General features: G+C 70.7%; 15 protein-coding genes and 1 tRNA gene. 14 read left to right on the top strand and 2 right to left on the bottom strand.

Annotation, left to right across the window (positions count from 1 at the left end; genetic code table 11):
- The first annotated feature begins 23 nt into the window (after positions 1-23).
- The 3 genes from pepN to NFU81_RS21640 all read left to right on the top strand — a co-directional run bounded on the left by pepN (position 24) and on the right by NFU81_RS21640 (position 5,812).
- Positions 24-2,534 carry an aminopeptidase N gene (gene pepN, locus NFU81_RS21650; protein WP_251492389.1) on the top strand — a complete coding sequence of 837 codons (2,511 nt, stop codon included), beginning with the start codon at positions 24-26 and terminating at the stop codon, positions 2,532-2,534.
- 388 nt (positions 2,535-2,922) lie between these two features.
- Positions 2,923-4,317 (top strand): pyridoxal phosphate-dependent decarboxylase family protein, encoded by a 1,395-nt coding sequence (locus NFU81_RS21645; RefSeq protein ID WP_251492498.1) that lies wholly within the window; start codon positions 2,923-2,925, stop codon positions 4,315-4,317.
- A gap of 40 nt (positions 4,318-4,357) precedes the next feature.
- Entirely contained in the window at positions 4,358-5,812 is a 1,455-nt protein-coding gene (locus NFU81_RS21640) for a lysine N(6)-hydroxylase/L-ornithine N(5)-oxygenase family protein (RefSeq protein WP_251492387.1), read from the top strand.
- On the opposite strand, the gene NFU81_RS21635 is transcribed toward NFU81_RS21640, so the two are convergent.
- Positions 5,781-7,601, bottom strand: coding sequence for a bifunctional metallophosphatase/5'-nucleotidase (locus NFU81_RS21635; RefSeq protein ID WP_251492385.1), 1,821 nt, complete (start codon positions 7,599-7,601; stop codon positions 5,781-5,783). The genes NFU81_RS21640 and NFU81_RS21635 overlap by 32 nt on opposite strands.
- A gap of 271 nt (positions 7,602-7,872) precedes the next feature.
- On the opposite strand from NFU81_RS21635, the gene pyk reads away from it, so the two are divergent.
- The 6 genes from pyk to NFU81_RS21605 all read left to right on the top strand — a co-directional run bounded on the left by pyk (position 7,873) and on the right by NFU81_RS21605 (position 15,622).
- Positions 7,873-9,309, top strand: coding sequence for a pyruvate kinase (gene pyk, locus NFU81_RS21630; RefSeq protein ID WP_251492383.1), 1,437 nt, complete (start codon positions 7,873-7,875; stop codon positions 9,307-9,309).
- A 506-nt stretch (positions 9,310-9,815) separates the two neighbouring features.
- Positions 9,816-11,084 carry a branched-chain amino acid ABC transporter substrate-binding protein gene (locus tag NFU81_RS21625; protein WP_251492381.1) on the top strand — a complete coding sequence of 423 codons (1,269 nt, stop codon included), beginning with the start codon at positions 9,816-9,818 and terminating at the stop codon, positions 11,082-11,084.
- A gap of 137 nt (positions 11,085-11,221) precedes the next feature.
- On the top strand, positions 11,222-12,151 hold the full coding sequence (locus NFU81_RS21620) for a branched-chain amino acid ABC transporter permease (protein ID WP_251492379.1): 930 nt from the start codon (positions 11,222-11,224) through the stop codon (positions 12,149-12,151).
- A 5-nt stretch (positions 12,152-12,156) separates the two neighbouring features.
- Positions 12,157-14,037, top strand: a complete 1,881-nt coding sequence (locus NFU81_RS21615) for a branched-chain amino acid ABC transporter permease (protein ID WP_422665249.1) — start codon at positions 12,157-12,159, stop codon at positions 14,035-14,037.
- Between the two features lie 8 nt (positions 14,038-14,045).
- A complete protein-coding gene (locus NFU81_RS21610; RefSeq protein WP_251492377.1) occupies positions 14,046-14,909 on the top strand; it encodes an ABC transporter ATP-binding protein in 864 nt (287 codons plus the stop codon).
- Complete coding sequence (locus NFU81_RS21605; protein WP_251492375.1) at positions 14,906-15,622, top strand: ABC transporter ATP-binding protein; 717 nt, start codon at positions 14,906-14,908, stop codon at positions 15,620-15,622. Before NFU81_RS21610 ends, NFU81_RS21605 begins: the two co-directional genes overlap by 4 nt.
- 74 nt (positions 15,623-15,696) lie before the next feature.
- On the opposite strand, the gene NFU81_RS21600 is transcribed toward NFU81_RS21605, so the two are convergent.
- Positions 15,697-16,350, bottom strand: coding sequence for an ANTAR domain-containing response regulator (locus NFU81_RS21600; protein WP_251492374.1), 654 nt, complete (start codon positions 16,348-16,350; stop codon positions 15,697-15,699).
- A gap of 91 nt (positions 16,351-16,441) precedes the next feature.
- Between NFU81_RS21600 and NFU81_RS21595 the strand changes: the two genes are divergently transcribed.
- The 5 genes from NFU81_RS21595 to polA all read left to right on the top strand — a co-directional run bounded on the left by NFU81_RS21595 (position 16,442) and on the right by polA (position 23,095).
- Positions 16,442-16,524, top strand: a tRNA-Leu gene (locus tag NFU81_RS21595).
- A 107-nt stretch (positions 16,525-16,631) separates the two neighbouring features.
- Positions 16,632-17,414 carry a helix-turn-helix domain-containing protein gene (locus NFU81_RS21590; RefSeq protein WP_251492372.1) on the top strand — a complete coding sequence of 261 codons (783 nt, stop codon included), beginning with the start codon at positions 16,632-16,634 and terminating at the stop codon, positions 17,412-17,414.
- A 74-nt stretch (positions 17,415-17,488) separates the two neighbouring features.
- The gene (locus NFU81_RS21585) at positions 17,489-19,774 is read left to right on the top strand and encodes an FdhF/YdeP family oxidoreductase (protein WP_251492370.1); all 2,286 of its coding nucleotides are present in this window, start codon (positions 17,489-17,491) and stop codon (positions 19,772-19,774) included.
- 85 nt (positions 19,775-19,859) lie between these two features.
- Positions 19,860-20,333: a PaaI family thioesterase gene (locus tag NFU81_RS21580; RefSeq protein WP_251492368.1), complete on the top strand. Its 474-nt coding sequence runs from the start codon at positions 19,860-19,862 to the stop codon at positions 20,331-20,333.
- A 47-nt stretch (positions 20,334-20,380) separates the two neighbouring features.
- Positions 20,381-23,095, top strand: a complete 2,715-nt coding sequence (polA, locus tag NFU81_RS21575) for a DNA polymerase I (protein ID WP_251492367.1) — start codon at positions 20,381-20,383, stop codon at positions 23,093-23,095.
- Positions 23,096-23,156 lie beyond the last annotated feature (61 nt).

Genomic DNA, 23,156 nt, shown 5'->3' with positions numbered 1-23,156 from the left:
CGGGCAGCACGGCTTACGGCAGCATGTGCCGCATGCCTGTTCTGACCCATGCCGAGGCTGAGACCCGTGCCCGCGACCTGACCGTCCACCACTACGCGATCGACCTCGACCTCACCGGAGGCGACGAGGTGTTCGGCTCGGCGACCGTGATCCGGTTCCGCGCCGAACGCGACTGCGACACGTTCGCCGAGATCCGCCCGGCCACCCTGCACCGCGCCGTCCTCGACGGCCGCGACCTCGACCCCGGCCTGCTACTGGACAACCGGCTGCCGCTGGCCGGCCTGGCCGCGGGCGAGCACGAGCTGCGGGTCGAGGCCGACATGCCGTACTCGCACACCGGTGAGGGCATGCACCGCTTCACCGACCCCGAGGACGGTGAGACCTACCTCTACACGCAGAAGTTCATGAACGACGCCCAGCGCGTCATCGCGTCCTTCGACCAGCCCGACCTCAAGGCCGTCTTCGACGTCACCGTCAGCGCACCCGAGGCGTGGACCGTGTTCGGCAACGGCATCGCCACCAGGACCGCGCCGGGCCGCTGGCGGCTCGCCACCACCCCGCCGCTGGCCACCTACTTCGTCGCCGTCGCCGCGGGACCCTGGCACTCGGTGCGCACCGAGCACGCCGGGCTGCCCTTCGGCCTGCACTGCCGCCGCTCGCTGGCCGAACACCTCGACCGCGACGCCGCAGCCCTCCTCGACATCACCCGGCGCTGCTTCGACCGCTACCACGAGCTGTTCGACGAGCCGTACCCGTACGACTCCTACGACCAGTGCTTCGTCCCCGAGTTCAACGCCGGCGCGATGGAGAACCCCGGCCTGGTCACCTTCCGGGACGACTTCGTGTACCGGTCGGCCGTCACACCGGCCGAGGCGCAGTTCCGCGCGGTCGTCATCGCGCACGAGATGGCCCACATGTGGTTCGGCAACCTCGTCACCCTGCGCTGGTGGGACGACATCTGGCTGAACGAGTCCTTCGCCGAGTACATGGGCTTCCAGGTGCTCAGCGAGGCCACCGAGTTCACCGGCACGTGGACGGACTTCGCGGTCGCCCGCAAGGCGTGGGGCTACGACGCCGACCAGCGGCCCTCCACCCACCCCGTCGCCCCCGACCCGGAGGCCGTGCCGGACACCGCGTCCGCGATGAACAACTTCGACGGCATCTCCTACGCCAAGGGCGCCTCCGCGCTGCGCCAACTCGTCGCCTGGCTCGGCCCCAAGGCCTTCACCGCAGGCCTCAACACGCACTTCGCCCGGCACCGCTTCGGCAACGCCGCACTCGCCGACTTCCTGGACTCCCTCGGCTCCGCCACCGACCGCGACGTCCCCGCCTGGGCCGCGGCCTGGCTGCGCACCCCCGGCCTCGACACGCTCACCCCCGAGGTGGCGCCGGGCGCCCCCGAGGGCCGGTGGCGGCTGGAGATCCGGCACCGCGGGCACCGCCCGCACCGCATCGAGGTCGGCCTCTACGACCGGGGCGCCGCCGACCCGGGCACCCTCGTGCTGCGCGACCGGCTCACCGTCGACCTCGCCCCCGGCACGGTCGTCGGGCAGCACGAACTGGTCGGGCCGCGGCCCGACCTGATCCTGCTCAACGACGGCGACCTGACCTTCGCCAAGGTCCACTTCGACCCGCAGTCCTGGGCCACCGTGCGCGACGCCCTCGGCGGGCTGCCCGACCCGCTGGGCCGCGCGGTCGTCTGGAACGCGGCACGCGACCTGGTACGCGACGGCGGCATCGCACCCGAGGAGTACGTGGCGCTGATGGCGGCGCACCTGCCGGGCGAGAGCGAGCCCGGCATCGTGGACGCAGTCCTCACCTTCTGCCGTACGCAGGTCGCCGACCAGTACCTCGGCCCGGAGCTCCGCCCCCAGGCGCTGCGCACCCTCGCGGACACCGCACGCCGGCTGCTCGCCGCCGGCCTCGACGGCACCAGGCTCAGCGCCACCCGGGCGCTGGTCGGCGCGGTGTACGACGCCGACGACACGGTGGCGCTGCGCGACTGGTACGACCGGGGGGAGATCCCCGGGGGCTCGCCCCTGGACCCCGAGCTGCGCTGGCGGATGCTGCTGCGGCTCGCGGTGCTCGGCGCGGCGACCGCCGCGGACGTCGACGCGGAGCTGGAACGCGATCCCAGCGCGGTCGGCCGCGAGGGCGCGGCCAGGTGCCGGGCGGCTCTGCCGGACGCGGCGGCCAAGGCCGCGGCGTGGGCGGCGATGTTCCACGACGACTCGCAGTCGAACTACCTCGTCTCGGCCAACGCGGAGGGTTTCTGGCACCCCGAGCACGAGGCGCTCACCGCCGAGTACGTGGCGCGGTACTTCGCCGACGTCGTGCCGCTCGCCGCGCGGCGCGGCACCGCCATCGCGAAGCTCGCCGGACGCCGGGCCTTCCCGCACACGGCCGTCTCGGCGGACACCCTGCGGGTCGGGCGCGCATGCCTCGACGACCCGGCGGTCACCCCGGCTCTCCGCCGCACCCTCGCCGACTGCCTCGACGACCTGACCCGCACCCTCCGCATCCGCGCGACCTGAGCTTTCCCCCCGGGGGTTGCCCCGCCCTCCCTTCCCGGGACCTCCCCCCCCGGGTGGGGGCTGGGCGCGCAGTTCCGCCCCCAGCGCCGCCTGGGGGTGCCACTTGCTGTGGCGTTGCCTTCTTTCCCGCCGTCCGGGCTGAGCGCGCAGTTCCCCGCGCCCCTTTCTGGCCCGCGTCCCCCTGCGCGCTGCGCCTGCCCCTGGCGGGCGGCTCGCGTCGTCCGCGAAGGGCGGGCGTTTTTCCAGGGGCGCGGGGAACTGCGCGACAAGCCCCCACCGGGCCGCAGGCGGGAACGTCGGAGCACCCCGCAGGGAAAGTGCGTGCCCGGCGTGGGGAGTGGGTCGTTGTGCTGGGGGAGGAGCGATACGGGGAGGACCGTTGAAGGAGATGCCCGGGCTGGCGGGTGGCCGGCAAGGGCCGGCGGAACTGCGGCCCCTGGTCGAGACGGTGCTGACCGCACTGGAGGAGGGCACGGCCGCCCGCGGCGGCCCGCTGCCGGCGGGCGGTCCCAAGGAGACCGCCAGACGCGTCGCCGGCGCCCTGGGCAGGCCCCTGCCGGCGCACGGCACCGGCGCCCAGGAGGCGCTGCACACGCTGGTGCGGGAGATGGCGCGGGGGGCCGCCGACCCGGCGGACCCGTACTGCGCCGCCCACCTGCACTGCCCGCCGCTGGCCCTGTCCGCGGCAGCGGAGTTGGCCGCGGCCTCGCTCAACCCCTCGCTGGACTCGTGGGACCAGGCACCCGCCGCGACCGAGATCGAGACGCGGACCGCGGCCGCCCTGGCCGCGGTGGTCTACCCGGACCTGCCGGCGCCCGACGCGCTGATGACGACCGGCGGGACGGAGTCCAACCAGCTGGCCCTGCTGCTGGCCAGGGAGAGGGCGGCAGGCGGGCCGCGCGTGCAGGTGGTGTGCGGCGCGAACGCCCACCACAGCGTGCAGCGCGCCGCCTGGCTGCTCGGCCTGCCGCGGCCGGTCGTCGTGGACACCCCCACCGGCGTGCTCGCCCCAGCCGACGTGGACGCCGCCCTGGACGAACTCCCGGGCCGCGCCCTGCTCGTGGCGACCGCGGGCACCACGGACACCGGCGCGATCGACCCGCTGCCGCAGCTCGCGCAGGTCACCGCGAAACACGGCGCCGAGCTGCACGTGGACGCGGCCTACGGCGGCCCGCTGCTGTTCAGCCGGCACGAGGCCGGCAAGCTCGACGGGCTGCAGTCGGCCGTGTCGGTCACCCTCGACCTGCACAAGCTCGGCTGGCAGCCGGTCGCGGCCGGCCTGCTGGCCGTACCCGACGGCACCGCGCTGCGCCCGCTCGGCCACCAGGCGGACTACCTCAACGCCACCGACGACACCGAGGCCGGGCTGCCCGACCTGCTGGGCCGCTCGCTGCGCACGACCCGCCGCCCCGACGTGCTGAAGATCGCCGTCACCTTGCGGGCGCTGGGCCGCGAGGGCCTCGGCGCCCTGGTGGACGCGGTGTGCGGGCACGCGCGGCAGCTGGCCGCCGCGGTCGACCGGCACCCTGCGCTCGACCTGCACGCGCCGCCGGTGATCAGCACGGTGCTCTTCCGCCCCGCGGGCGCCGACGACGAGCAGGTGGCGGCGCTGCGGCGGGAGCTGATGTACGAGGGGCGGGCGGTGCTCGGCCGCGCGGCGGCGGACGGCCGGCTGTGGCTGAAGGCGACCCTGCTCAACCCGCACATCCGCCCGCAGGACCTCGACGCCCTGCTCAGGCTGGTGGCCGACGCGCAGGCCAGGCAGACCCAGGGGGCGCCGTGACCGGACCGGCGCCGTACCAGAGAAGGAAGGTTCAGCACCGATGAACGCCTCGACCGCACCGGAGGACCCGCCGGCGGAGGAACCGGAAGCCGCACCGCAGCAGGACCAGCAGCAGGAGCCGTTCGACCTGCTGGGCGTCGGCGTCGGCCCGTTCAACCTGTCGCTCGCCGCACTCGCCGACGCCGTACCCGGCCTGACCACGGCCTTCTACGACCAGCGGCAGGACTTCCACTGGCACCCCGGGCTGCTGGTCGACGGCGCCACCTTGCAGGTGCCCTTCCTCGCCGACCTGGTGACCCTCGCCGACCCGGCGAGCCGCTGGTCGTTCCTGAACTTCCTCAAGGCCCGCGATCGGCTGTTCCCGTTCTACTTCGCCGAGCGCTTCCACGTGCACCGGGCCGAGTACGACGCCTACTGCCGGTGGGTCGCGGACGCGCTGCCGTCCACGCACTTCGGCCGGCAGGTCGACACCGTCCGCTGGGACGCCGGGCGCGGCCACTTCGAGGTCGACCACACCCAGCTCGACGTGCACGGCGAGGCCGAGGCCCTGGGCCGTACGTACGCCAGGCACCTGGTACTGGGCATCGGCACGGCGCCCTACGTACCCGAGCCGCTGCGGCCGCTCGCCGAGACGCCGACCGTACCCGTGGTGCACTCCGCGGACTACCTGCCGCAGCGGGAGCGGCTGCTGGCCGCCGAGCACATCACGGTGATCGGCTCGGGGCAGTCGGGCGCCGAGGTCTTCCTCGACCTGCTGCGGTCCAGGCCCGCGGGCCGGGAGGCGATCACCTGGCTGGCGCGGACCCCGGCCTTCGCGCCGATGGAGTACAGCCGGCTCGGCCTGGAGCACTTCACGCCCGACTACACCCGCTACTTCCACGGGCTGCCGGAGCCGGTGCGCGACCGGCTGGTGCCGCAGCAGTGGCAGCTGCACAAGGGCATCGACACCGAGACCATCACCGCGATCCACGACGAGCTGTACCGCCGCACCCTGGACGGCGGCTGGCCGGACGCGGTGCTGACGCCAGGGGTGGCCGTGCGCACCGCCGGCCGGATCGGCACCACCGGCATCGAACTGCACCTGGAGCACGCCGACCAGGGCACCCGCACCCGCCTGGTGACCAGCGCGGTGGTGCTCGCCACCGGGTACCGCGAGCGCCCGCTCGACCAGCTCCTCGGCCCGCTGCACCCCCACGTGCTGCGGGATGCCGCGGGCCGGCCGCGGATCGACGCGCGGCACCGCCTGGAGCTGGACCGGCGGGTCACCGGCCGGGTCTACGTCCAGAACGCCGAACGCCACACGCACGGCGTCGGCGCCCCGGACCTGGGACTGGCCGCCTGGCGGTCCGCGGTGATCCTCAACGACCTGACGGGGCTGCTGACCGGCGCGGAGCACTACCCGCTGCCGGCCAGGACCGCCTTCACCACCTTCGGACTCGACGGCGCGGCCGCCTGCGACGTGCCTACGAGAACAGCGGCACTCCGGCGCGGGTGAGCCGCCACTGGTCGGTGCCGAACGTCGCCGGGTCGATCGTGCCGTGCGCCTGCACCCACGCGATGATCGTGTTGCGGATCTCGCCGGAGTTGGACCACACCGACTGCGCCGCCGCCACGTGCGGGTAGTTGCTGCCGCCGCTGGAGCGGTAGTTGTTCACCGCGAGCACGAACTGCGCGGCCGGGTCGATCGGCGCCCCGCCGTAGGTGAGGTTCACGATCCGCGAGCCGGCCGGCTGCGCGATGTCGATGTCGTACGACACCCCGCTGAGGACGTCGTAGCTGTAGTCGGGGGTGTTGCCGGCGTTGGTGAGCTTGGTGACGTCGACCGGGGCGTCGGGGGCGGTCTGCACGAAGTACCGCGCCGACCACTCCAGGTAGTCCTTGACCTGGGCGCCGGTGAGGATCTTGGCGTCCAGGGTGTTCTCGTAGACGTACAGGCCGGCCACGTCGCGCAGCGAGACCTGCCCGGCGGGGATCGCGGCGGTCCGCGAGAAGGGCGACGCCTCGGAGAGCACCGGCAGCGAGGCGTACGAGGTGCCGGCCAGCGCCGCCTTGACGGTGTCGGACTGCACCAGGTTGAGGAAGTCGATGATCGGCGTGTCCTTGTACGTGGACTGCGCCGCCGACATGGCGGCCGTGCAGGTGCCGACGATCTGGTTGACGTAGTCCACGACCTTCTGGTGCTCGTCCCGCACCAGCTTGGCCACCTGCGGGTCCTCGGCGACGGTGTTGGCGTTGCGCACCTCGGCGGTGACCGAGGAGACGTTCCAGCGGCCGCGGTCGAAGGTCAGGTCGATGTCGAAGACCGACAGCCGCATGCCCCAGTACAGCGGTTCGGAGAGCACCACGGTCTTGCCGGTCTGCTCGTTGACGACCAGGGTCTGCGGGCGCTCGACGTGGGTGTGGCCGACCAGGATCGCGTCGATGCCGGGCACCTGGGCGGCGACCATCGACGAGGCGTTCTCCGGGTAGGGCACCGCGTCGCCGTAGGAGGTGCTGCCGTCCAGGCCCGAGTGGTCGGTGCAGATCACCACGTCGCAGCCGAGCGCGCGCAGCTTGGGGACGTACACCTTGGCCTGCTCGACCAGGCCGGGGAAGGCCATCTTGCCCTGCACGTTGGCCTTGTCCCACACCGCGATGCCGGGGTTGGTCAGGCCCAGGATGCCGACCTTGACCGGCTTGCCGCCGTGCACTTTGATCTCCTTGACCAGGTAGGGCGGGAAGGCGGGCTTGAGGGTGGTGGCGTCCACCGCGTTGGCGGCCAGCAGCGGGAAGTCGCACTGGTCCTGGAAGGCGCGCAGCAGCGGGATGCCGTAGTTGAACTCGTGGTTGCCGAGCGCGGCCGCGTCGTACTTCATGTGGTTCATGGCCAGCGCCATCGGGTGCTGCGGGCCGCTCCGGGCGCCGGTGATCGGCTCCACCCGGGCGTAGTAGTACGACAGCTGGGTGCCCTGGATGATGTCGCCCGCGTCGATCAGCAGGGTGCGGTCGTGGCCCTTCTCGGTACGGGCCTGCTCGACCAGGGTGGCGACCTTGGCCAGGCCGACGTCGTTGTGGGCGGCGTCGTCGTACTCGGCGTTGGTGAAGTAGTCCCAGTTCAGGGCGTGCCCGTGCAGGTCGGTGGTGCCGAGCACGCGCAGGCTGAACGTCTTCGGCTGGTGGCCCTGGCCCTGCTCCGCGGCCTGCGCGGGGCCCGCCGCGGCGACCGCGCCCGCGGTGCCGGCCAGCGCCACGCCGGCGCCGGTGGCGGCCGACCGGTTGATGAAGTCCCTGCGGTTGAGCGGCATCTCGTCTCCTTGACGTTCACGGCCGTGCTGAGGACACAACGCGCGTAGATTCTGGACCAGGGGAGTGCCCCGGCAACAGACCCCGCAGGTTAACGGCTGCTGACGACCGCCGGCGCGGCCCTCCCCCGACCGGCCCGCACCGCCGCCCCGACGCTCATCCGAGCGATGGCCCGCACACTTCGAGAGTTGTCAACAACCTTTAATCCAGACGTCGTTGGTCAGTTGCCTCCAGTGGTCCTGGCTACCAACGAGTAAGTCATACGCTCGACACATGCGCCGAGCGAAAATTGTCTGCACCCTGGGTCCCGCCACCGACTCCTACGACCAGATCAAGGCGTTGGTCGAGGCCGGGATGGACGTGGCACGCCTGAACCTGAGCCACGGAAGCTACGCCGAGCACGAGGACCGCTACCGACGGGTGCGCAAGGCGTCCGACGAGACCGGGCGCAGCGTGGGCATCCTGGTGGACCTTCAGGGCCCGAAGATCAGGCTCGGACGTTTCGCAGAGGGTCCGGTACTGCTTGAACGCGGCGACGAGTTCACCATCACCGCCGACGACATCGAGGGTGACCAGCAGATCTGCGGCACCACGTACAAGGGCCTGCCCGCGGACGTGGCGCGCGGCGAGCGCATCCTGGTCGACGACGGCCGGGTCACCCTGGAGGTCACCGACGTGGAGGGGCCGCGGGTGCACACCATGTGCATCGAGGGCGGCATGATCTCCGACAACAAGGGCCTCAACCTGCCGGGTGTCGCGGTCTCGGTGCCCGCGCTGTCCGAGAAGGACATCCGCGACCTGCGCTGGGGCCTGCGCACCGGCGCCGACGTGATCGCGCTGTCCTTCGTCCGCTCGGGGCGGGACGTCGCGGACGTGCTGCGGATCATGGCCGAGGAGGACCGCAGGGTCCCGGTGATCGCCAAGATCGAGAAGCCGCAGGCGGTCGACAACCTGGAGGAGATCGTCGACGCCTTCGACGGCATCATGGTCGCCCGCGGCGACCTCGGCGTCGAGATGCCCCTCGAAGCGGTGCCGCTGGTGCAGAAGCGGGCCGTGGCGCTCGCCCGGCGCAACGCCAAGCCGGTCATCGTCGCCACCCAGATGCTGGACTCGATGATCGACAACTCCCGCCCGACCCGCGCCGAGGCCAGCGACGTGGCCAACGCGGTGATGGACGGCACCGACGCGGTGATGCTGTCCGGCGAGACCAGCGTCGGCAAGTACCCGATCGAGACGGTCAAGACGATGTCGCGGATCGTGGCCGCCGCCGAGGAGGACATGCTCACCGCGGGGCTGCCGCCGCTCACCGACCAGAACAAGCCGCGTACCCAGGGCGGTGCGGTGGCCAGGGCCGCCGCCGAGATGGGCGACTTCCTCGGCGCCCGCTTCCTGGTCGCCTTCACCCAGTCCGGCGACACCGTCCGCCGGCTGTCCCGCTACCGCTCGCCGATCCCGGTGCTGGCCTTCACCCCCGAGCAGGCCACCCGCTCGCAGCTGAACCTGACCTGGGGCGTGGAGACCTTCCTCGGCCCGACGGTGCAGACCACCGACGAGATGGTGCAGCAGGTGGACGAGGAGCTGCTGCGGATCGGCCGCTGCAAGAAGGGCGACGTCGTCATCATCACGGCCGGCTCGCCGCCCGGAATGGCGGGCACCACCAATATGGTCCGGGTCCACCACATCGGCGAGGACGACGCGCCGAACGCGTAATGCGTCACCGCGATATTGGTCCTGACTTCAGCGCGCCCCCGACAGCAACGGCCGCCGGGGGCGCCGCCTTTCGGCCACGGCGGGAAATGCCTTTCGACGGCAATTAACGCTGCGTAACACGGACGCAATAGGGAAACCCGCTGGCAGCCCCGCGGGTCCCTACCCGCGGCGCCGGGGGATATTCCTGCCGACCCGATCTGCCGGGTTCGGGCCGGATCGGACCCGTGACCGGCGACAAGTCGCGTACGCGCCACCGGAAGTGCGGGTTCTCAGCATCCGGACGGGGGAGCAATGCACCCAAAAGCCGCAGCTAATCTCAAGGGAAGCTCAAGAGTTTCCGATTGGCATAACAAGACAGTCACACTCTTCCCCGCACCTCTGCCTCACTCCCCGAACCGGGCCTAGAGTCACGCCCAGTCACCGCGCCTCCGGATTTGTCAGTTCGGGTTCCAGCGCGCGACTCGGCCTCTCATCAGAGACGGCCGCGCCAGGGGAAAGGACTGACCGTGCGACACCGTTCCTTGCTGATTCTGACCTCCGTACTCACCACAGGAGCCCTTACTCTCACTGCTTGCGGCTCGCGTAGCGACGATGACAAGGGCGGCAGCAGCGGGGGCTCAGGCGGCAGCTCCACCAGTGCCACGAAGAACGTCACCGTGGTGATCGGCGTCGACGCCCCCCTGACCGGCCCGAACTCGGCCACCGGCCTCGGGCTCCAGTACGGCGCGCAGATCGCGGCCGACGACGCCAACGCCAAGAACCTGGTTCCCGGCGTCACTTTCAAGATCTCCGCGAAGGACGACAAGGCGCAGCCGGCCACCGGCCAGCAGAACGCCACCGCCTTCACCTCCGACGACAGCGTCATCGCCGCGATCGGCCCGCTGAACTCCAGCGTCGCCGTGTCGATGCAGCAGGTCTTCGCGACCGCCAACATGGTGGAGATCTCGCCGGCCAACACCAACCCGGCCCTGACCCAGGGCAAGGACTGGGCCACCGGCAAGAAGACCCGGCCCTTCCCCACCTACTTCCGTACCGCCACCACCGACGCCAACCAGGGCGGCTTCGCGGGCGACTACGCGTACAACACCCTCAAGAAGAAGAGCGCCTTCGTCGTCGACGACAAGCAGACCTACGGCGCCGGCCTCGCGGCCATCTTCAACCAGAAGTTCAGCAGCCTCGGCGGCAAGATCGCCGGCACCGACCACGTCAACACCGGTGACAACGACTACTCCACCCTGGTCACCAAGATCAAGAACTCGCACGCCGACCTGGTCTACTACGGCGGCCAGTACGACGAGTCCGAGCTGATCACCAAGCAGCTCAAGGCAGCCGGCGTCAAGATCCCGCTCATGGGCGGCGACGGCATGTACTCCGACACGTACATCAAGACCGCGGGCGCCGCCGCGGAAGGCGACCTGGTCACCTCGGTCGGCGTCCCCGTCAGCACCCTGCAGACGGCCACCGACTTCATCAACGCCTACAAGTCCAAGGGCTACCCCGGCGACTACGGCACCTACGGCGGCTACACCTACGACGCCACCACCGCGATCATCAAGGCGGTCAAGGTCGTCATGGACGCCAACGGCGGCAAGCTGCCCGCGATGCCCGACGCCCGCAAGGCCCTCATCGACGCCGTCCAGAAGACCGACCTCGACGGCGTCGCCGGCCACGTCTCCTTCGACGAGTTCGGTGACACCACCAACAAGCAGCTGACCGTCTACCAGGTCAAGGCCGGCAAGTGGGTCGCCGTCAAGTCCGGCGTCTACACCGGCTGACCCACCCGCAGCACCCGGGGCCGCGCGGCCGGACGACCTCCGGCCGCGCGGCCCGCGCACCCCCCGCGTCTCCCGCCAGGGGCGCCGCACCACCGTCCCCGCTCCCCACCTGCTCCCAGCGACATGGAGGCCATGCGGTGCACACCCTGCCGCAACAGCTGGCCAACGGGCTGTTCATCGGCTCGATGTACGGGCTCATCGCCATCGGCTACACGATGGTGTACGGCATCGTCCAGCTCATCAACTTCGCCCACGGCGAGATCTACATGACCGGCGCCTTCGGCGCCCTCGCGGTCTACACGAACCTCCCGGACGGCATGTCCATATGGGCCGCGCTGCCCCTCATGCTGGCCGGCGGCGCACTGGTCTCCGTGCTGATCGCGGTGGGCGCGGAGAGACTCGCGTACCGGCCGCTGCGGAACGCCCCACGGCTGGCACCGCTGATCACCGCCATCGGCCTCTCGCTCGCACTGCAGCAGGCAGTCTTCCTGTGGTATCCCAACGCCACCAGCGGCAAGCCCTTCCCGCAGCTGCCCGGCGGCCCCTTCCACATCGGATCCGTCGACATCCAGAGCGGTGACATCTTCCTGGTCGTCGCCGCCGTGGTCTGCATGTCCGCCCTGGCCGCCTTCGTCCGCACCTCGCGCACCGGCCGCGCCATGCAGGCCACCGCGCAGGACCCGGACACCGCACAGCTCATGGGCATCGACACCAACCGCATCATCGTGATCGCCTTCGCCATCGGCGGCTTCTTCGCCGCCGTCGCAGGCCTCGCCTCCGGCCTGAAATACGGCCAGATCAAGTACGACATCGGCTTCCAGGCAGGCCTGAAGGCCTTCACCGCCGCCGTGCTCGGCGGCATCGGCAACATCTACGGCGCCATGCTCGGCGGGCTCGTCCTCGGCATCGCCGAATCGTGCGCCTCGGCGTACATCTCCAACATCCCCGGCATGGAACAGCTCGGCGGCGGCAGCTGGAACACCGTCTGGGCCTTCGTGCTGCTCATCATCGTCCTGCTGGTCAGGCCGCAGGGCCTGCTGGGCGAGCGCGTAGCGGACAGGGCGTGATCTCGATGACCGACCTCTCCACGAACGCGGCGGCCATGACCGCCACCACCCCCGGCGCCCGCAGGACCGAGCAGTACATCCCGCTCCCGCTCAACGCGGCCCGGCTGCTCACCCTGGCCGGCGTGGTCGCCTCGATCGCCTCGACCTTCATGTCCTGGACCTACACCACCGACTTCCCCGGTGACCTCACCGTCAGCGGGTACCCCGGCGGCCTCCAGATCATGACGCTGATCGGCGCCATCCTCACCGGCGTCATCGCGCTCGGCGCCTTCCGGATCAAGGGCCTGGCCTGGCTCAATCCCAGCCGCTCGAACAACTCGGTGCTGCTGCTGGCCCTCGGCACCCTCGCCACCACCTGGTACACGGTGATCGACATCGCCGCCAAGCTCGGCGGCCTGGCCAACCTCGACCCCGGCGGGTTCGTCGCCGCGGTCGGCACCCTGGCGCTCTTCGCCGGCACCCTCGCCCTGCCGATCGACCGGCACCCGCACGACGAGGACGACGCCGAGTACATCGAACTCGGCTCCCTCGCCGCCGTCTCCCTGGTCGTCGCCGTCTACCGCTGGCTGCGCGAACTGCGCATCACGCACGGCGACATCAACGTCCCCGACCCCCGCCGGCTCAACGTGTGGCTGCAGCGGCTGGCCATCGTCGCGGTCTTCGCCGCGGGCCTGAAGGTCCTCACCTACGGCCTGGCGACCACCTACAGCGACATCTTCATCGGCTACATGATCGTCGTGTCCTTCACCTTCTGGGGCCTCGGCGCATCCGGCCTGCTGCGGCAGTTCCAGCAGCTCACCCGGGAGAACCGGGTCTTCTCCTCCAGCGTCGGCATCGTGGCGGCCGTCGCCTACCCCTTCGCGCAGAACAACGAGCACTGGGCCAACCTCGGCGTCAGCGTCCTGATCGTCGGCACCGTCGCACTCGGCCTGAACATCGTCGTCGGCCTGACCGGCCTGCTCGACCTCGGCTACGTCGCCTTCCTCGGCGTCGGCGCCTACACCGCGGCCCTGGTCTCCGGCTCCCAGTACTCCATCTGGTCCGGCGTGCAGTTCCCGTTCTGGGCCGCGGCCCTGACCGGAGCCGCCGCCGCCCTGGTCTTCGGCGTCCTGATCGGCGCCCCGACCCTGCGGCTGCGCGGCGACTACCTGGCCATCGTCACCCTCGGCTTCGGTGAGATCTTCCGCATCGTCGTCAAGAACCTCGACGGCGTCAGCGGCCCCCAGGTCACCAACGGCCCCAACGGCATCGCGCAGATCCCCGACCTGTCGATCTTCGGGTACAACCTCGGCGACCAGCACGACATCGGCTCGTTCACGCTCGGCCGGTTCGCCAACTACTACCTGCTGATGCTCGTCATCACCGTGATCGTGGTGCTCGTCTTCACCCGCGCGTCCGACTCCCGGATCGGCCGCTCCTGGATCGCCATCCGGGAGGACGAGACGGCGGCCACCGCCATGGGCATCAACGGCTTCCGCGTCAAGCTGGTCGCCTTCGCCCTCGGCGCCTCGCTGGCCGGCCTCGCCGGCACGGTCAGCGCCCACGTCACCAACAGCGTCGTGCCCGACCCGTACGTCTTCTCCGGCTCCGTCCCGCCGAACTCCGCCTTCCTGCTCGCAGCCGTCGTCCTCGGCGGCATGGGCACGGTCAGCGGCCCGATCCTCGGTGCGGCACTGCTCTACGTCATCCCGGAGAAGCTCGACTTCCTCGCCAAGTACGAGCTGTTCGCGTTCGGCATCGCACTGGTCCTGATCATGCGCTTCCGGCCCGAGGGCATCATCGCCAACCGCCGCCGGCAGCTGGAATTCCACGAGGACGACGCCACCGCGCCGGACAAACGCACCCTCGGCGACGACACCGTCTCCGCCGGCACGGCAGGGGCGTGAAGGACACCATGACCACCACCATTCCGCACCAGCCCACCCCGGAACAGGTCCCCGACAGCGGCCCGCTGCTCCAGGCCAGCGGCGTCATCATGCGGTTCGGCGGCCTCACCGCCGTCCGCGACGTCGACCTCACCGTCAACAACGGCGAGATCGTCGGCCTGATCGGCCCCAACGGCGCGGGCAAGACCACCTTCTTCAACTGCCTCACCGGCCTGTACGTCCCCACCGAGGGCACCGTCAGCTTCCGCGGCAGCGTCCTGCCGCCCAAGCCGCACCTGGTCACCAAGGCCGGCATCGCCCGCACCTTCCAGAACATCCGGCTGTTCGCCAACATGACCGTGCTGGAGAACGTCCTGGTCGGGCGGCACACCCGCACTCGCGAAGGACTGCTGTCCGCGCTCATCCGCGGCCCCGGCTACCACCGGGCCGAAGCCGCCTCCCGCGCCCGGGCCATGGAACTGCTGGAGTTCACCGGCCTGGCCGCCAAGGCCGACCACCTGGCCCGCAACCTGCCCTACGGCGAGCAGCGCAAGCTGGAGATCGCCAGGGCACTGGCCAGCGAGCCCGGCCTGCTGCTGCTCGACGAGCCCACCGCGGGCATGAACCCGCAGGAGACCCGGGCGACCGAGGAACTCGTCTTCGCGGTACGGGACCAGGGCATCGCCGTCCTGGTCATCGAGCACGACATGCGGTTCATCTTCAACCTGTGCGACCGGGTCGCCGTCCTCGTCCAGGGCGAGAAGCTGGTCGAAGGCACCTCCGAGGTCGTACAGCAGGACGAGCGGGTCATCGCCGCCTACCTCGGCGAACCCTTCGAAGGCACACCCGGGGACGGGGAGCAGACGACCGGCGAGCAGGAGAACGACCGATGACCGCACTGCTCGAAGTGGAGAACCTGCGCGTCGCGTACGGCAAGATCGAAGCCGTCAAGGGCATCTCCTTCTCCGTCGAGGCCGGCCAGGTGGTCACCCTGATCGGCACCAACGGCGCCGGCAAGACCACCACCCTGCGCACCCTCAGCGGGCTGCTCAAGCCCACCGGCGGCCGGATCGTCTTCGACGGCCGGCCCCTGACCCGGGTCCCGCCGCACAAGATCGTCGCCCTGGGCCTGGCCCACTCGCCCGAAGGCCGGCACATCTTCCCGCGGCTCACCATCGAGCAGAACCTGCAGCTCGGGGCGTACCTGCGCAAGGACACCGCCGGCATCACCCAGGACATCGAGCGGGCCTACGAGCTGTTCCCGATCCTCGGCGAACGCCGCAAGCAGGCCTCCGGCACCCTGTCGGGCGGCGAGCAGCAGATGCTCGCCATGGGCCGCGCCCTGATGTGCCGGCCCAAGCTGCTCATGCTCGACGAGCCCTCGATGGGCCTCTCGCCGATCATGATGCAGAAGATCATGGCGACCATCGTCGAACTCAAGGCGCAGGGCACCACGATCCTGCTCGTCGAGCAGAACGCCCAGGCCGCGCTGTCGCTCGCCGACCATGCCCACGTGATGGAGATCGGCTCCATCAAGCTCTCCGGCACCGGCCAGGACCTCCTGCACGACGAGGGCGTCCGCAAGACCTACCTCGGCGAGGACTGAGCCCCCGGCCCCATGGACGAGGGGCCGCACCCGGCACCGGGTGCGGCCCCTCGTCCATGCCGGGACCACCGGGACTACTTGTCGGTGACCTCTTCGATCACGGCCTGCGCGACCGCCTGCATCGACATCCGCCGGTCCATCGACGTCTTCTGGATCCACCGGAAGGCCGCCGGCTCGGTCAGCCCGTACTTGGTCTGCAGCACGCTCTTCGCCCGGTCCACCAGCTTGCGGGTCTCCAGCCGCAGCGACAGGTCGGCGATCTCCGCCTCCAGCGCCCGCAGCTCCTGGAAGCGGCTCACCGCCATCTCGATCGCCGGCACCAGGTCGCTCTTGCTGAACGGCTTCACCAGATACGCCATCGCGCCCGCGTCCCTGGCCCGCTCCACCAGCTCCCGCTGCGAGAACGCGGTCAGCATCAGCACCGGCGCCAGCTTCTCGCCCGCGATGCGCTCGGCCGCCGAGATCCCGTCCAGCACCGGCATCTTCACGTCCAGGATCACCAGGTCGGGACGGTGCTCCTCGGCGAGCTTCACCGCCGTCTCCCCGTCCCCGGCCTCACCGACGACGGAGTACCCCTCCTCCTCCAGCATCTCTTTCAGGTCCAGCCGGATCAGCGCCTCGTCCTCGGCGATGACGACCCGGGTGGTCAGCGGAGGTACGTGCGACTGCTCGGACTGCTCGTCGGACCTGTCGCCGGACTGATCGGCGGACTCGTCGGGGGCGCTCACGGTGCTCCTCGTTTCAGGCGGGGTGCTGCTCCTAGAGCCTACCTAGCTGCGAGCTCAAGCAGCTACGCGGTACGCTGACCACTGTGACCTGGCCGGGTTGGCGGAACGGCATACGCTGATGTCTCAAACACATCTGTCCGAAAGGACATGTGGGTTCGAATCCCACACCCGGCACCCAAGCTCAGCAACCCGACGAAAGATGTCTTGCTACAGATCACTGCACCGGGTGAACATCTGCGCGATTCCAGGTCTTCCCGCGGAACGCCCGGCACATTGGGATCATGCACGATCCCAAGATCCGTCACCAGGCCATCACTCTCGTTCGCTCCGGTGTCACCAACGCCGAGGTGGGCCGTCGGCTCTGCGTCCCGCCGGGCACCGTCAGCTACTGGGTGCATCGTGACAGAGCGCAGCGCGGCGAGTGCCCGGGCAGACCCGCGATGGTCTGCCCTGTGTGCGGCGGCGGCGAACTCGACCGACCCGCCTACAGCTATCTCCTGGGCCTTTACCTCGGTGACGGCCACATAGTCCAGTACGCCGGGCACCGTGTGCCGAGCCTGATGATCACCTGCGACGATGGCTGGCCCGGCCTCATGGATGCGGCCGATGACGCGATGCGTGCGGTCTTCCCCGGCCACAGCACGTGCCGTGTCCGGTCGGCGGGGTGCCACAACGTGAAGGTCTACTCGAAGCATCTGTGGTGCCTGTTCCCCCAGCACGGCCCCGGCCGCAAGCACGAGCGCCGCATCGCGCTGGAGCCCTGGCAGCAGAAGATCGTCGACGTGTACCCGTGGGAGTTCATCAGAGGGCTGGTCCACTCCGACGGGTGCCGGTTCACGAACTGGACGGAGCAGCGGCGCGGCGGCGAGCTGCGGCGCTACGAGTACCCGCGGTATTTCTTCACGAACAAGTCCGAGGACATCCTCGGCCTGTTCTCCGCCACCCTCGACCTCGTCGGCGTCGAGTGGAAGGTCACCCGGCGCGGCGGGCGGCCGTACAACATCTCGGTCGCCCGGCGGGCGTCCGTGGCGCTGATGGACCTGCATGTCGGCCCGAAGCACTGAGGCGGCCGGTCGCGCCCGCGGAATGCCGGGACCCGGAGCGGTCCGGCGGGGAGAGGCAGTGGCAGGATCGGTGTATGCCCAAGAAGCCGCCCGCAGGGGACCCCGTACAGGACGCACCGCGTGTCAGCGCGCCGAAGAGGGCGGCCGCCGGGCTGCCGGCGGTCGGGCACAGCGTGGCGGTGGCCGGGGCGCAGATGGGGGCCAGACGGGCGGCGTTGACGCTGCTCAAGGTCAACCAGAAGAACGGGTTCGACTGCCCCGGGTGCGCGTGGCCCGAGCCCGAGCACCGGCACACCTTCGAGTTCTGCGAGAACGGCGCCAAGGCGGTCGCCGAGGAGGCGACGGTCCGCCGGGTCACCCCGGACTTCTTCGCCGAGCACCCGGTCGCGGACCTGGCGCGGCGCAGCGGCTACTGGCTGGGCCAGCAGGGCCGGATCACCCAGCCGATGTATCTGGCCGAGGGCGCCGAGGCTTACGAGGCGGTGCCGTGGGAGCGGGCCTTCGAGCTGGTCGCCGACGAGTTGCACGCCCTGGAGTCTCCTGACGAGGCCGTCTTCTACACCTCGGGGCGTACGAGCAACGAGGCTGCTTTCCTCTTCCAGCTCTTCGCCCGGGAGTTCGGCACCAACAACCTGCCGGACTGCTCCAACATGTGCCACGAGTCGTCGGGCTCGGCGCTGACCGAGACGCTGGGCGTCGGCAAGGGCAGCGTGCTGCTCGACGACCTGCACCAGGCCGAGTTGATCATCGTCGCGGGGCAGAACCCGGGTACCAACCACCCGCGGATGCTGTCGGCGCTGGAGAAGGCCAAGCGCGGCGGCGCGACGATCGTCACCGTCAACCCGCTGCCGGAGGCGGGCCTCGAACGCTTCCGCAACCCGCAGAACGCGTCCGGGCTGGTGGGTGCCGGCACCGTGCTGACCGACCTGTTCCTGCCGGTCAGGCTCGGCGGGGACCAGGCGCTGTTCCGTGCGCTGGGCCGGCTGCTCATCGAGGCCGGCGCCCTGGACCGGGACTTCATCGCCGAGCACACCCACGGCTTCGCGGACTACGAGGCCGCGGCCCTGGCCACCGACTGGGACGAGGTGCTGCGCGCCACCGGCCTGGACCGGGCGGCCATCGACAGGCTGTACGCCCTGGTGAGCGGGGCGAAGAGCATCGTGGTGTGCTGGGCGATGGGCCTGACGCAGCACAAGCACGCGGTGCCCACCATCCGCGAGGTCGTCAACTTCCTGCTGCTGCGCGGCAACGTGGGCCGTCCCGGTGCCGGGGTGTGCCCGGTGCGCGGGCACAGCAATGTGCAGGGCGACCGAACCATGGGCATCTTCGAGCGGCCCCTCCCGGCCTTCCTCGACTCCCTGCAGCGGGAGTTCGGCTTCGAGCCGCCCCGCAAGCACGGTTTCGACGTCGTTCGGGCGATCCGGGCGCTGCGCGACGGTGACGCGAAGGTCTTCTTCGCGATGGGCGGCAACTTCGTCGCCGCGTCGCCCGACACGGCGGTGACCGAGGCGGCGATGCGCCGTGCCCGGTTGACGGTCCATGTGTCGACCAAGCTGAACCGCTCGCACGCGGTGACCGGCGCCCGTGCGCTGATCCTGCCGACGCTGGGGCGTACGGAGCGGGACCGGCAGGGCGGCGGCGACCAGTTCGTCACCGTCGAGGACTCGATGGGCATGGTGCACGCCTCGCACGGCGGTCTGCCGCCGGCGTCCCGGCAGTTGCTGTCGGAGCCGGCGATAGTCTCCCGGCTCGCGCGGGCGGTCTTCGGCGACCGCAGCAGCGTGCCGTGGGCGGACTTCGAGTCCGACTACGACCTGATCAGGGACCGTATATCCCGGGTCGTGCCGGGCTTCGGCGACTTCAACGCGAAGGTTCGCAGGCCCGGCGGTTTCACCCTGCCGCACGCCCCGCGTGACTCGCGGACCTTCCCCACGGCCACCGGCAAGGCCAACTTCACCGCGGCGCCGCTGGAGTACCCCCGGGTGCCGGAGGGCCGGCTGCTGCTGCAGACGCTGCGGTCGCACGACCAGTACAACACCACGATCTACGGGCTGGACGACCGCTACCGCGGGATCAAGGGCGGTCGCCGGGTGGTCCTGGTGCACCCGGACGACGCGGCCGCCGCGGGTCTGCGGGACGGGGACTACGCCGACCTGGTCAGCGAGTGGACCGACGGCAGCGAACGCCGTGCCGACGGCTTCCGGGTGGTGCACTACCCGACCCCGAAGGGCTGCGCGGCGGCCTACTTCCCGGAGACCAACGTCCTCATACCGCTGGACCACACCGCGGACACCAGCAACACGCCCGCCTCGAAGTCCGTCGTCATCCGGCTGGAACAGTCCGACCCCGCGCACCGCTGAACGGGGCGGTGCGGTAGAAAGCCGGGTAGAAAGCTGTCCGGTACACCGAAAACCGCAGCGACCGAGGCCGATCGGAGCCGACCGCATGGGCGAGCAGACCGTCACCCGATTCCCGCAGGAGATCCTGGAGCAGTACGCCGGGCTCGGTATCGACCTGCAGGCGCTGTTCTCCGCGGGGCACCTGGGTGAGCGGATGGGTATCCGCATCCTGGAGGCGTCCCCCGAGAAGGTGGTCGGCACGATGCCCGTCGAGGGCAACACCCAGCCTTACGGGCTGCTGCACGGCGGCGCCTCGGCTGTCCTGGCGGAGACGCTGGGCTCGGTCGGCGCGATGCTGCACGGCGGCCCCAGCAAGATCGCGGTCGGTGTCGACCTCAACGCCACGCACCACCGCGGTATGCGCTCGGGCCTGGTCACCGGCACCGCGACCCCGGTGCACCGCGGCCGGTCGTCGGCCACCTACGAGGTCGTGATCACCGACGACGCGTCCGGCAAGCGGGTCTGCACCGCCCGGCTGACCTGCATGCTGCGCCCGGCTGCGCCTGCGGTGACGGCCTGACCCCGAGGTGGGGCGGGAATGTCACAGGGGCGTGGGAGGATCCGTCCGTGGCAAAGAACGCATCGAAGACGACGACCGACCGCCCCCGCCTGATGCTGCTCGACGGGCACTCGCTGGCGTACCGGGCGTTCTACGCGCTGCCCGTGGAGAACTTCAGCACCGCCACGGGGCAGCCGACGAACGCGATCTACGGCTTCACGTCCATGCTGTCGAACACGTTGCGTGACGAGCAGCCGACGCATCTGGCGGTCGCCTTCGACGTGTCCCGCAAGACGTGGCGCTTCGACGAGTATCCGGAGTACAAGGCGACCCGGTCCAAGACGCCCGACGAGTTCCGTAGCCAGGTGGAGCTGATCGGGGAGTTGCTGGACGCGATGGGCGTCAACCGCTTCGCCGTCGACGGGTACGAGGCGGACGACATCATCGCCACGCTCGCCACCCAGGCCGAGGAGCTGGGGTACGAGGTGCTGATCGTCACCGGCGACCGGGACTCGTTCCAGCTGGTCAGCGATCACGTCACGGTGCTCTACCCGACCAAGGGCGTCTCGGAGCTGACGCGTTACACGCCGGCGAAGGTCGAGGAGAAGTACGGCCTGACCCCGCAGCAGTATCCGGACTTCGCTGCGCTGCGCGGGGACCCGTCGGACAACCTGCCGGGCATCCCGGGTGTGGGGGAGAAGACCGCGGCCAAGTGGATCACGCAGTTCGGGTCGTTCGCCGGGCTGGTCGACCGGGTCGACGAGGTCAAGGGCAAGGCGGGCGAGAACCTGCGGGCACATCTGGACGCGGTCAAGCTCAACCGGCGGCTCACCGAGATGGTGCGGGACGTGAAGCTGCCGCTGACGCCCGAGGGTCTGGAGCGGGTCCCCTACGACCGGCAGACCGTCGTCGGTGTGCTCGACGTGCTGGAGTTCCGTAACGCGAACTTCCGGGAGCGGCTGTTCGCCGCCGATCCGGGCGCGGAGCAGGAGGAGGCGGAGATCGCCGAGGGCGTCGCCGTCGAGGGGACGGTGCTGGCGGCCGGTGACCTGCCGGACTGGCTGGCGGCGCACAGCGGTTCGCCGCTGGGTCTGGCCAGCGTGGACACCTGGGCGCTGGGCGCGGGCAGTGTCACGCAGATCGCGCTGGCCTCCGCGGAGGACGCGGCCTGGTTCGACCCGGCGCAGCTGGACGAGGCCGACGAGCGGGCCTTCGCGGGCTGGCTCGCGGACCCGAAGACCCCCAAGGTGCTGCACAACGCGAAGAACACCGCGCGGGTCTTCGCCGAGCACGGCTGGTCGGTGGCGGGGGTGTCGATGGACACCGCGCTGGCGGCGTATCTGATCAAGCCGGGCCGCCGCTCCTTCGCGCTCGACGTGCTGTCGGTGGAGTACCTGGGGCGCGAGCTGGCCCCGGTGGACTCCGGCAGCGGGCAGTTGGCCTTCGGCGAGGAGAGCGAGGACGAGGGGGCTGCGGCGGCCGGTGCGCTGATGGTCCAGGCGCGTACGGTCCTCGATCTCGGCGAGGTCTTCACCGAGCGGCTGCCCGAGGTCGGCGCGGCGGAGCTGCTGCACGACGTGGAGCTGCCGACGTCCGCGCTGCTGGCGCGGATGGAGCGGGCCGGTATCGCCGCGGACCGCGCCCATCTGGAGGGCCTGGAGCAGCAGTTCGCCGCGGCGGTGCAGCATGCGGTGGCCGAGGCGCACGCCTCGGTGGGGCACGAGTTCAACCTCGGCTCGCCCAAGCAGCTCCAGGAGGTGCTGTTCGGGGAGCTGGCGCTGCCCAAGACCAAGAAGACCAAGACCGGTTACACGACCGACGCCGACGCGCTGGCGTGGCTGGCCGCGCAGACCGACCACGAGCTGCCGGTGATCATGCTGCGGCACCGGGAGCAGGCCAAGCTGCGCGTCACGGTCGAGGGCCTGGTCAAGACGGTCGCCCCCGACGGGCGTATCCACACCACCTTCAGCCAGATCGTGGCCGCGACCGGCCGCCTGTCGTCCACCGACCCGAACCTGCAGAACGTGCCGGTCCGCACCGACGAGGGCCGGGCCATCCGGCGCGGCTTCGTCGTCGGCGAGGGGTACGAATCGCTGCTGACGGCCGACTACAGCCAGATCGAGCTGCGGGTGATGGCCCATCTGTCCGAGGACGAGGGCCTGATCGCGGCGTTCACCACCGGTGAGGACCTGCACACCACGGTCGGCTCGCAGGTCTTCGGGGTCGGCAGGGACGCGGTCGACGCGGAGATGCGCCGCAAGATCAAGGCGATGTCGTACGGCCTGGCGTACGGCCTGTCGGCGTTCGGCCTGTCGCAGCAGCTGGGGATCGAGGCGGCCGAGGCGCGGGGGCTGATGGAGACGTACTTCGAGCGGTTCGGCGGGGTGCGGGACTATCTGCACCGGGTGGTCGAGGAGGCCCGTATCACCGGTTACACCGAGACGCTGCTGGGCCGCCGCCGCTACCTGCCCGACCTCAACAGCGACAACCGGCAGCGTCGCGAGATGGCCGAGCGGATGGCGCTGAACGCGCCGATCCAGGGCTCGGCGGCCGACATCGTGAAGATCGCGATGCTGCGGGTGGACGAGGCGATCGCCAAGGAGGGTCTGGCGTCCCGGATGCTGCTCCAGGTGCACGACGAGATCGTGCTGGAAGTCGCCCCGGGCGAGCGAGAGAGGGTCGAGGAGCTGGTGCGCCGCGAGATGGCCGGGGCGTATCCGCTGCGGGCACCGCTCGACGTGTCGGTGGGCGACGGTCCCGACTGGGAGTCGGCCGCGCACTGAGCCGCGGCTCGGCCGTGCGGGGAGTGCCCGTACGGCCCGTCGACGTGCGGGTGACCTGGGG

Source organism: Actinacidiphila cocklensis, assembly GCF_907177275.1.
GTDB lineage: Bacteria > Actinomycetota > Actinomycetes > Streptomycetales > Streptomycetaceae > Actinacidiphila > Actinacidiphila cocklensis.
Note: the sequence above shows the minus strand (reverse complement) of the source record. Positions and strands in the feature narration are given on the sequence as shown.

What these genes read in the sequence shown, in the direction of transcription:
- NFU81_RS21605 (WP_251492375.1), top strand. Translation starts at nt 14,906, where the DNA reads ATGACCGCACTGCTCGAAGTGGAGAACCTGCGCGTCGCGTACGGCAAG.
- pyk (WP_251492383.1), top strand. Translation starts at nt 7,873, where the DNA reads ATGCGCCGAGCGAAAATTGTCTGCACCCTGGGTCCCGCCACCGACTCC.
- NFU81_RS21610 (WP_251492377.1), top strand. Translation starts at nt 14,046, where the DNA reads ATGACCACCACCATTCCGCACCAGCCCACCCCGGAACAGGTCCCCGAC.
- NFU81_RS21580 (WP_251492368.1), top strand. Translation starts at nt 19,860, where the DNA reads ATGGGCGAGCAGACCGTCACCCGATTCCCGCAGGAGATCCTGGAGCAG.
- pepN (WP_251492389.1), top strand. Translation starts at nt 24, where the DNA reads ATGTGCCGCATGCCTGTTCTGACCCATGCCGAGGCTGAGACCCGTGCC.
- NFU81_RS21585 (WP_251492370.1), top strand. Translation starts at nt 17,489, where the DNA reads ATGCCCAAGAAGCCGCCCGCAGGGGACCCCGTACAGGACGCACCGCGT.
- NFU81_RS21640 (WP_251492387.1), top strand. Translation starts at nt 4,358, where the DNA reads ATGAACGCCTCGACCGCACCGGAGGACCCGCCGGCGGAGGAACCGGAA.
- NFU81_RS21590 (WP_251492372.1), top strand. Translation starts at nt 16,632, where the DNA reads ATGCACGATCCCAAGATCCGTCACCAGGCCATCACTCTCGTTCGCTCC.
- NFU81_RS21615 (WP_422665249.1), top strand. Translation starts at nt 12,157, where the DNA reads ATGACCGACCTCTCCACGAACGCGGCGGCCATGACCGCCACCACCCCC.
- NFU81_RS21645 (WP_251492498.1), top strand. Translation starts at nt 2,923, where the DNA reads ATGCCCGGGCTGGCGGGTGGCCGGCAAGGGCCGGCGGAACTGCGGCCC.
- NFU81_RS21635 (WP_251492385.1), bottom strand. Translation starts at nt 7,601, where the DNA reads ATGCCGCTCAACCGCAGGGACTTCATCAACCGGTCGGCCGCCACCGGC.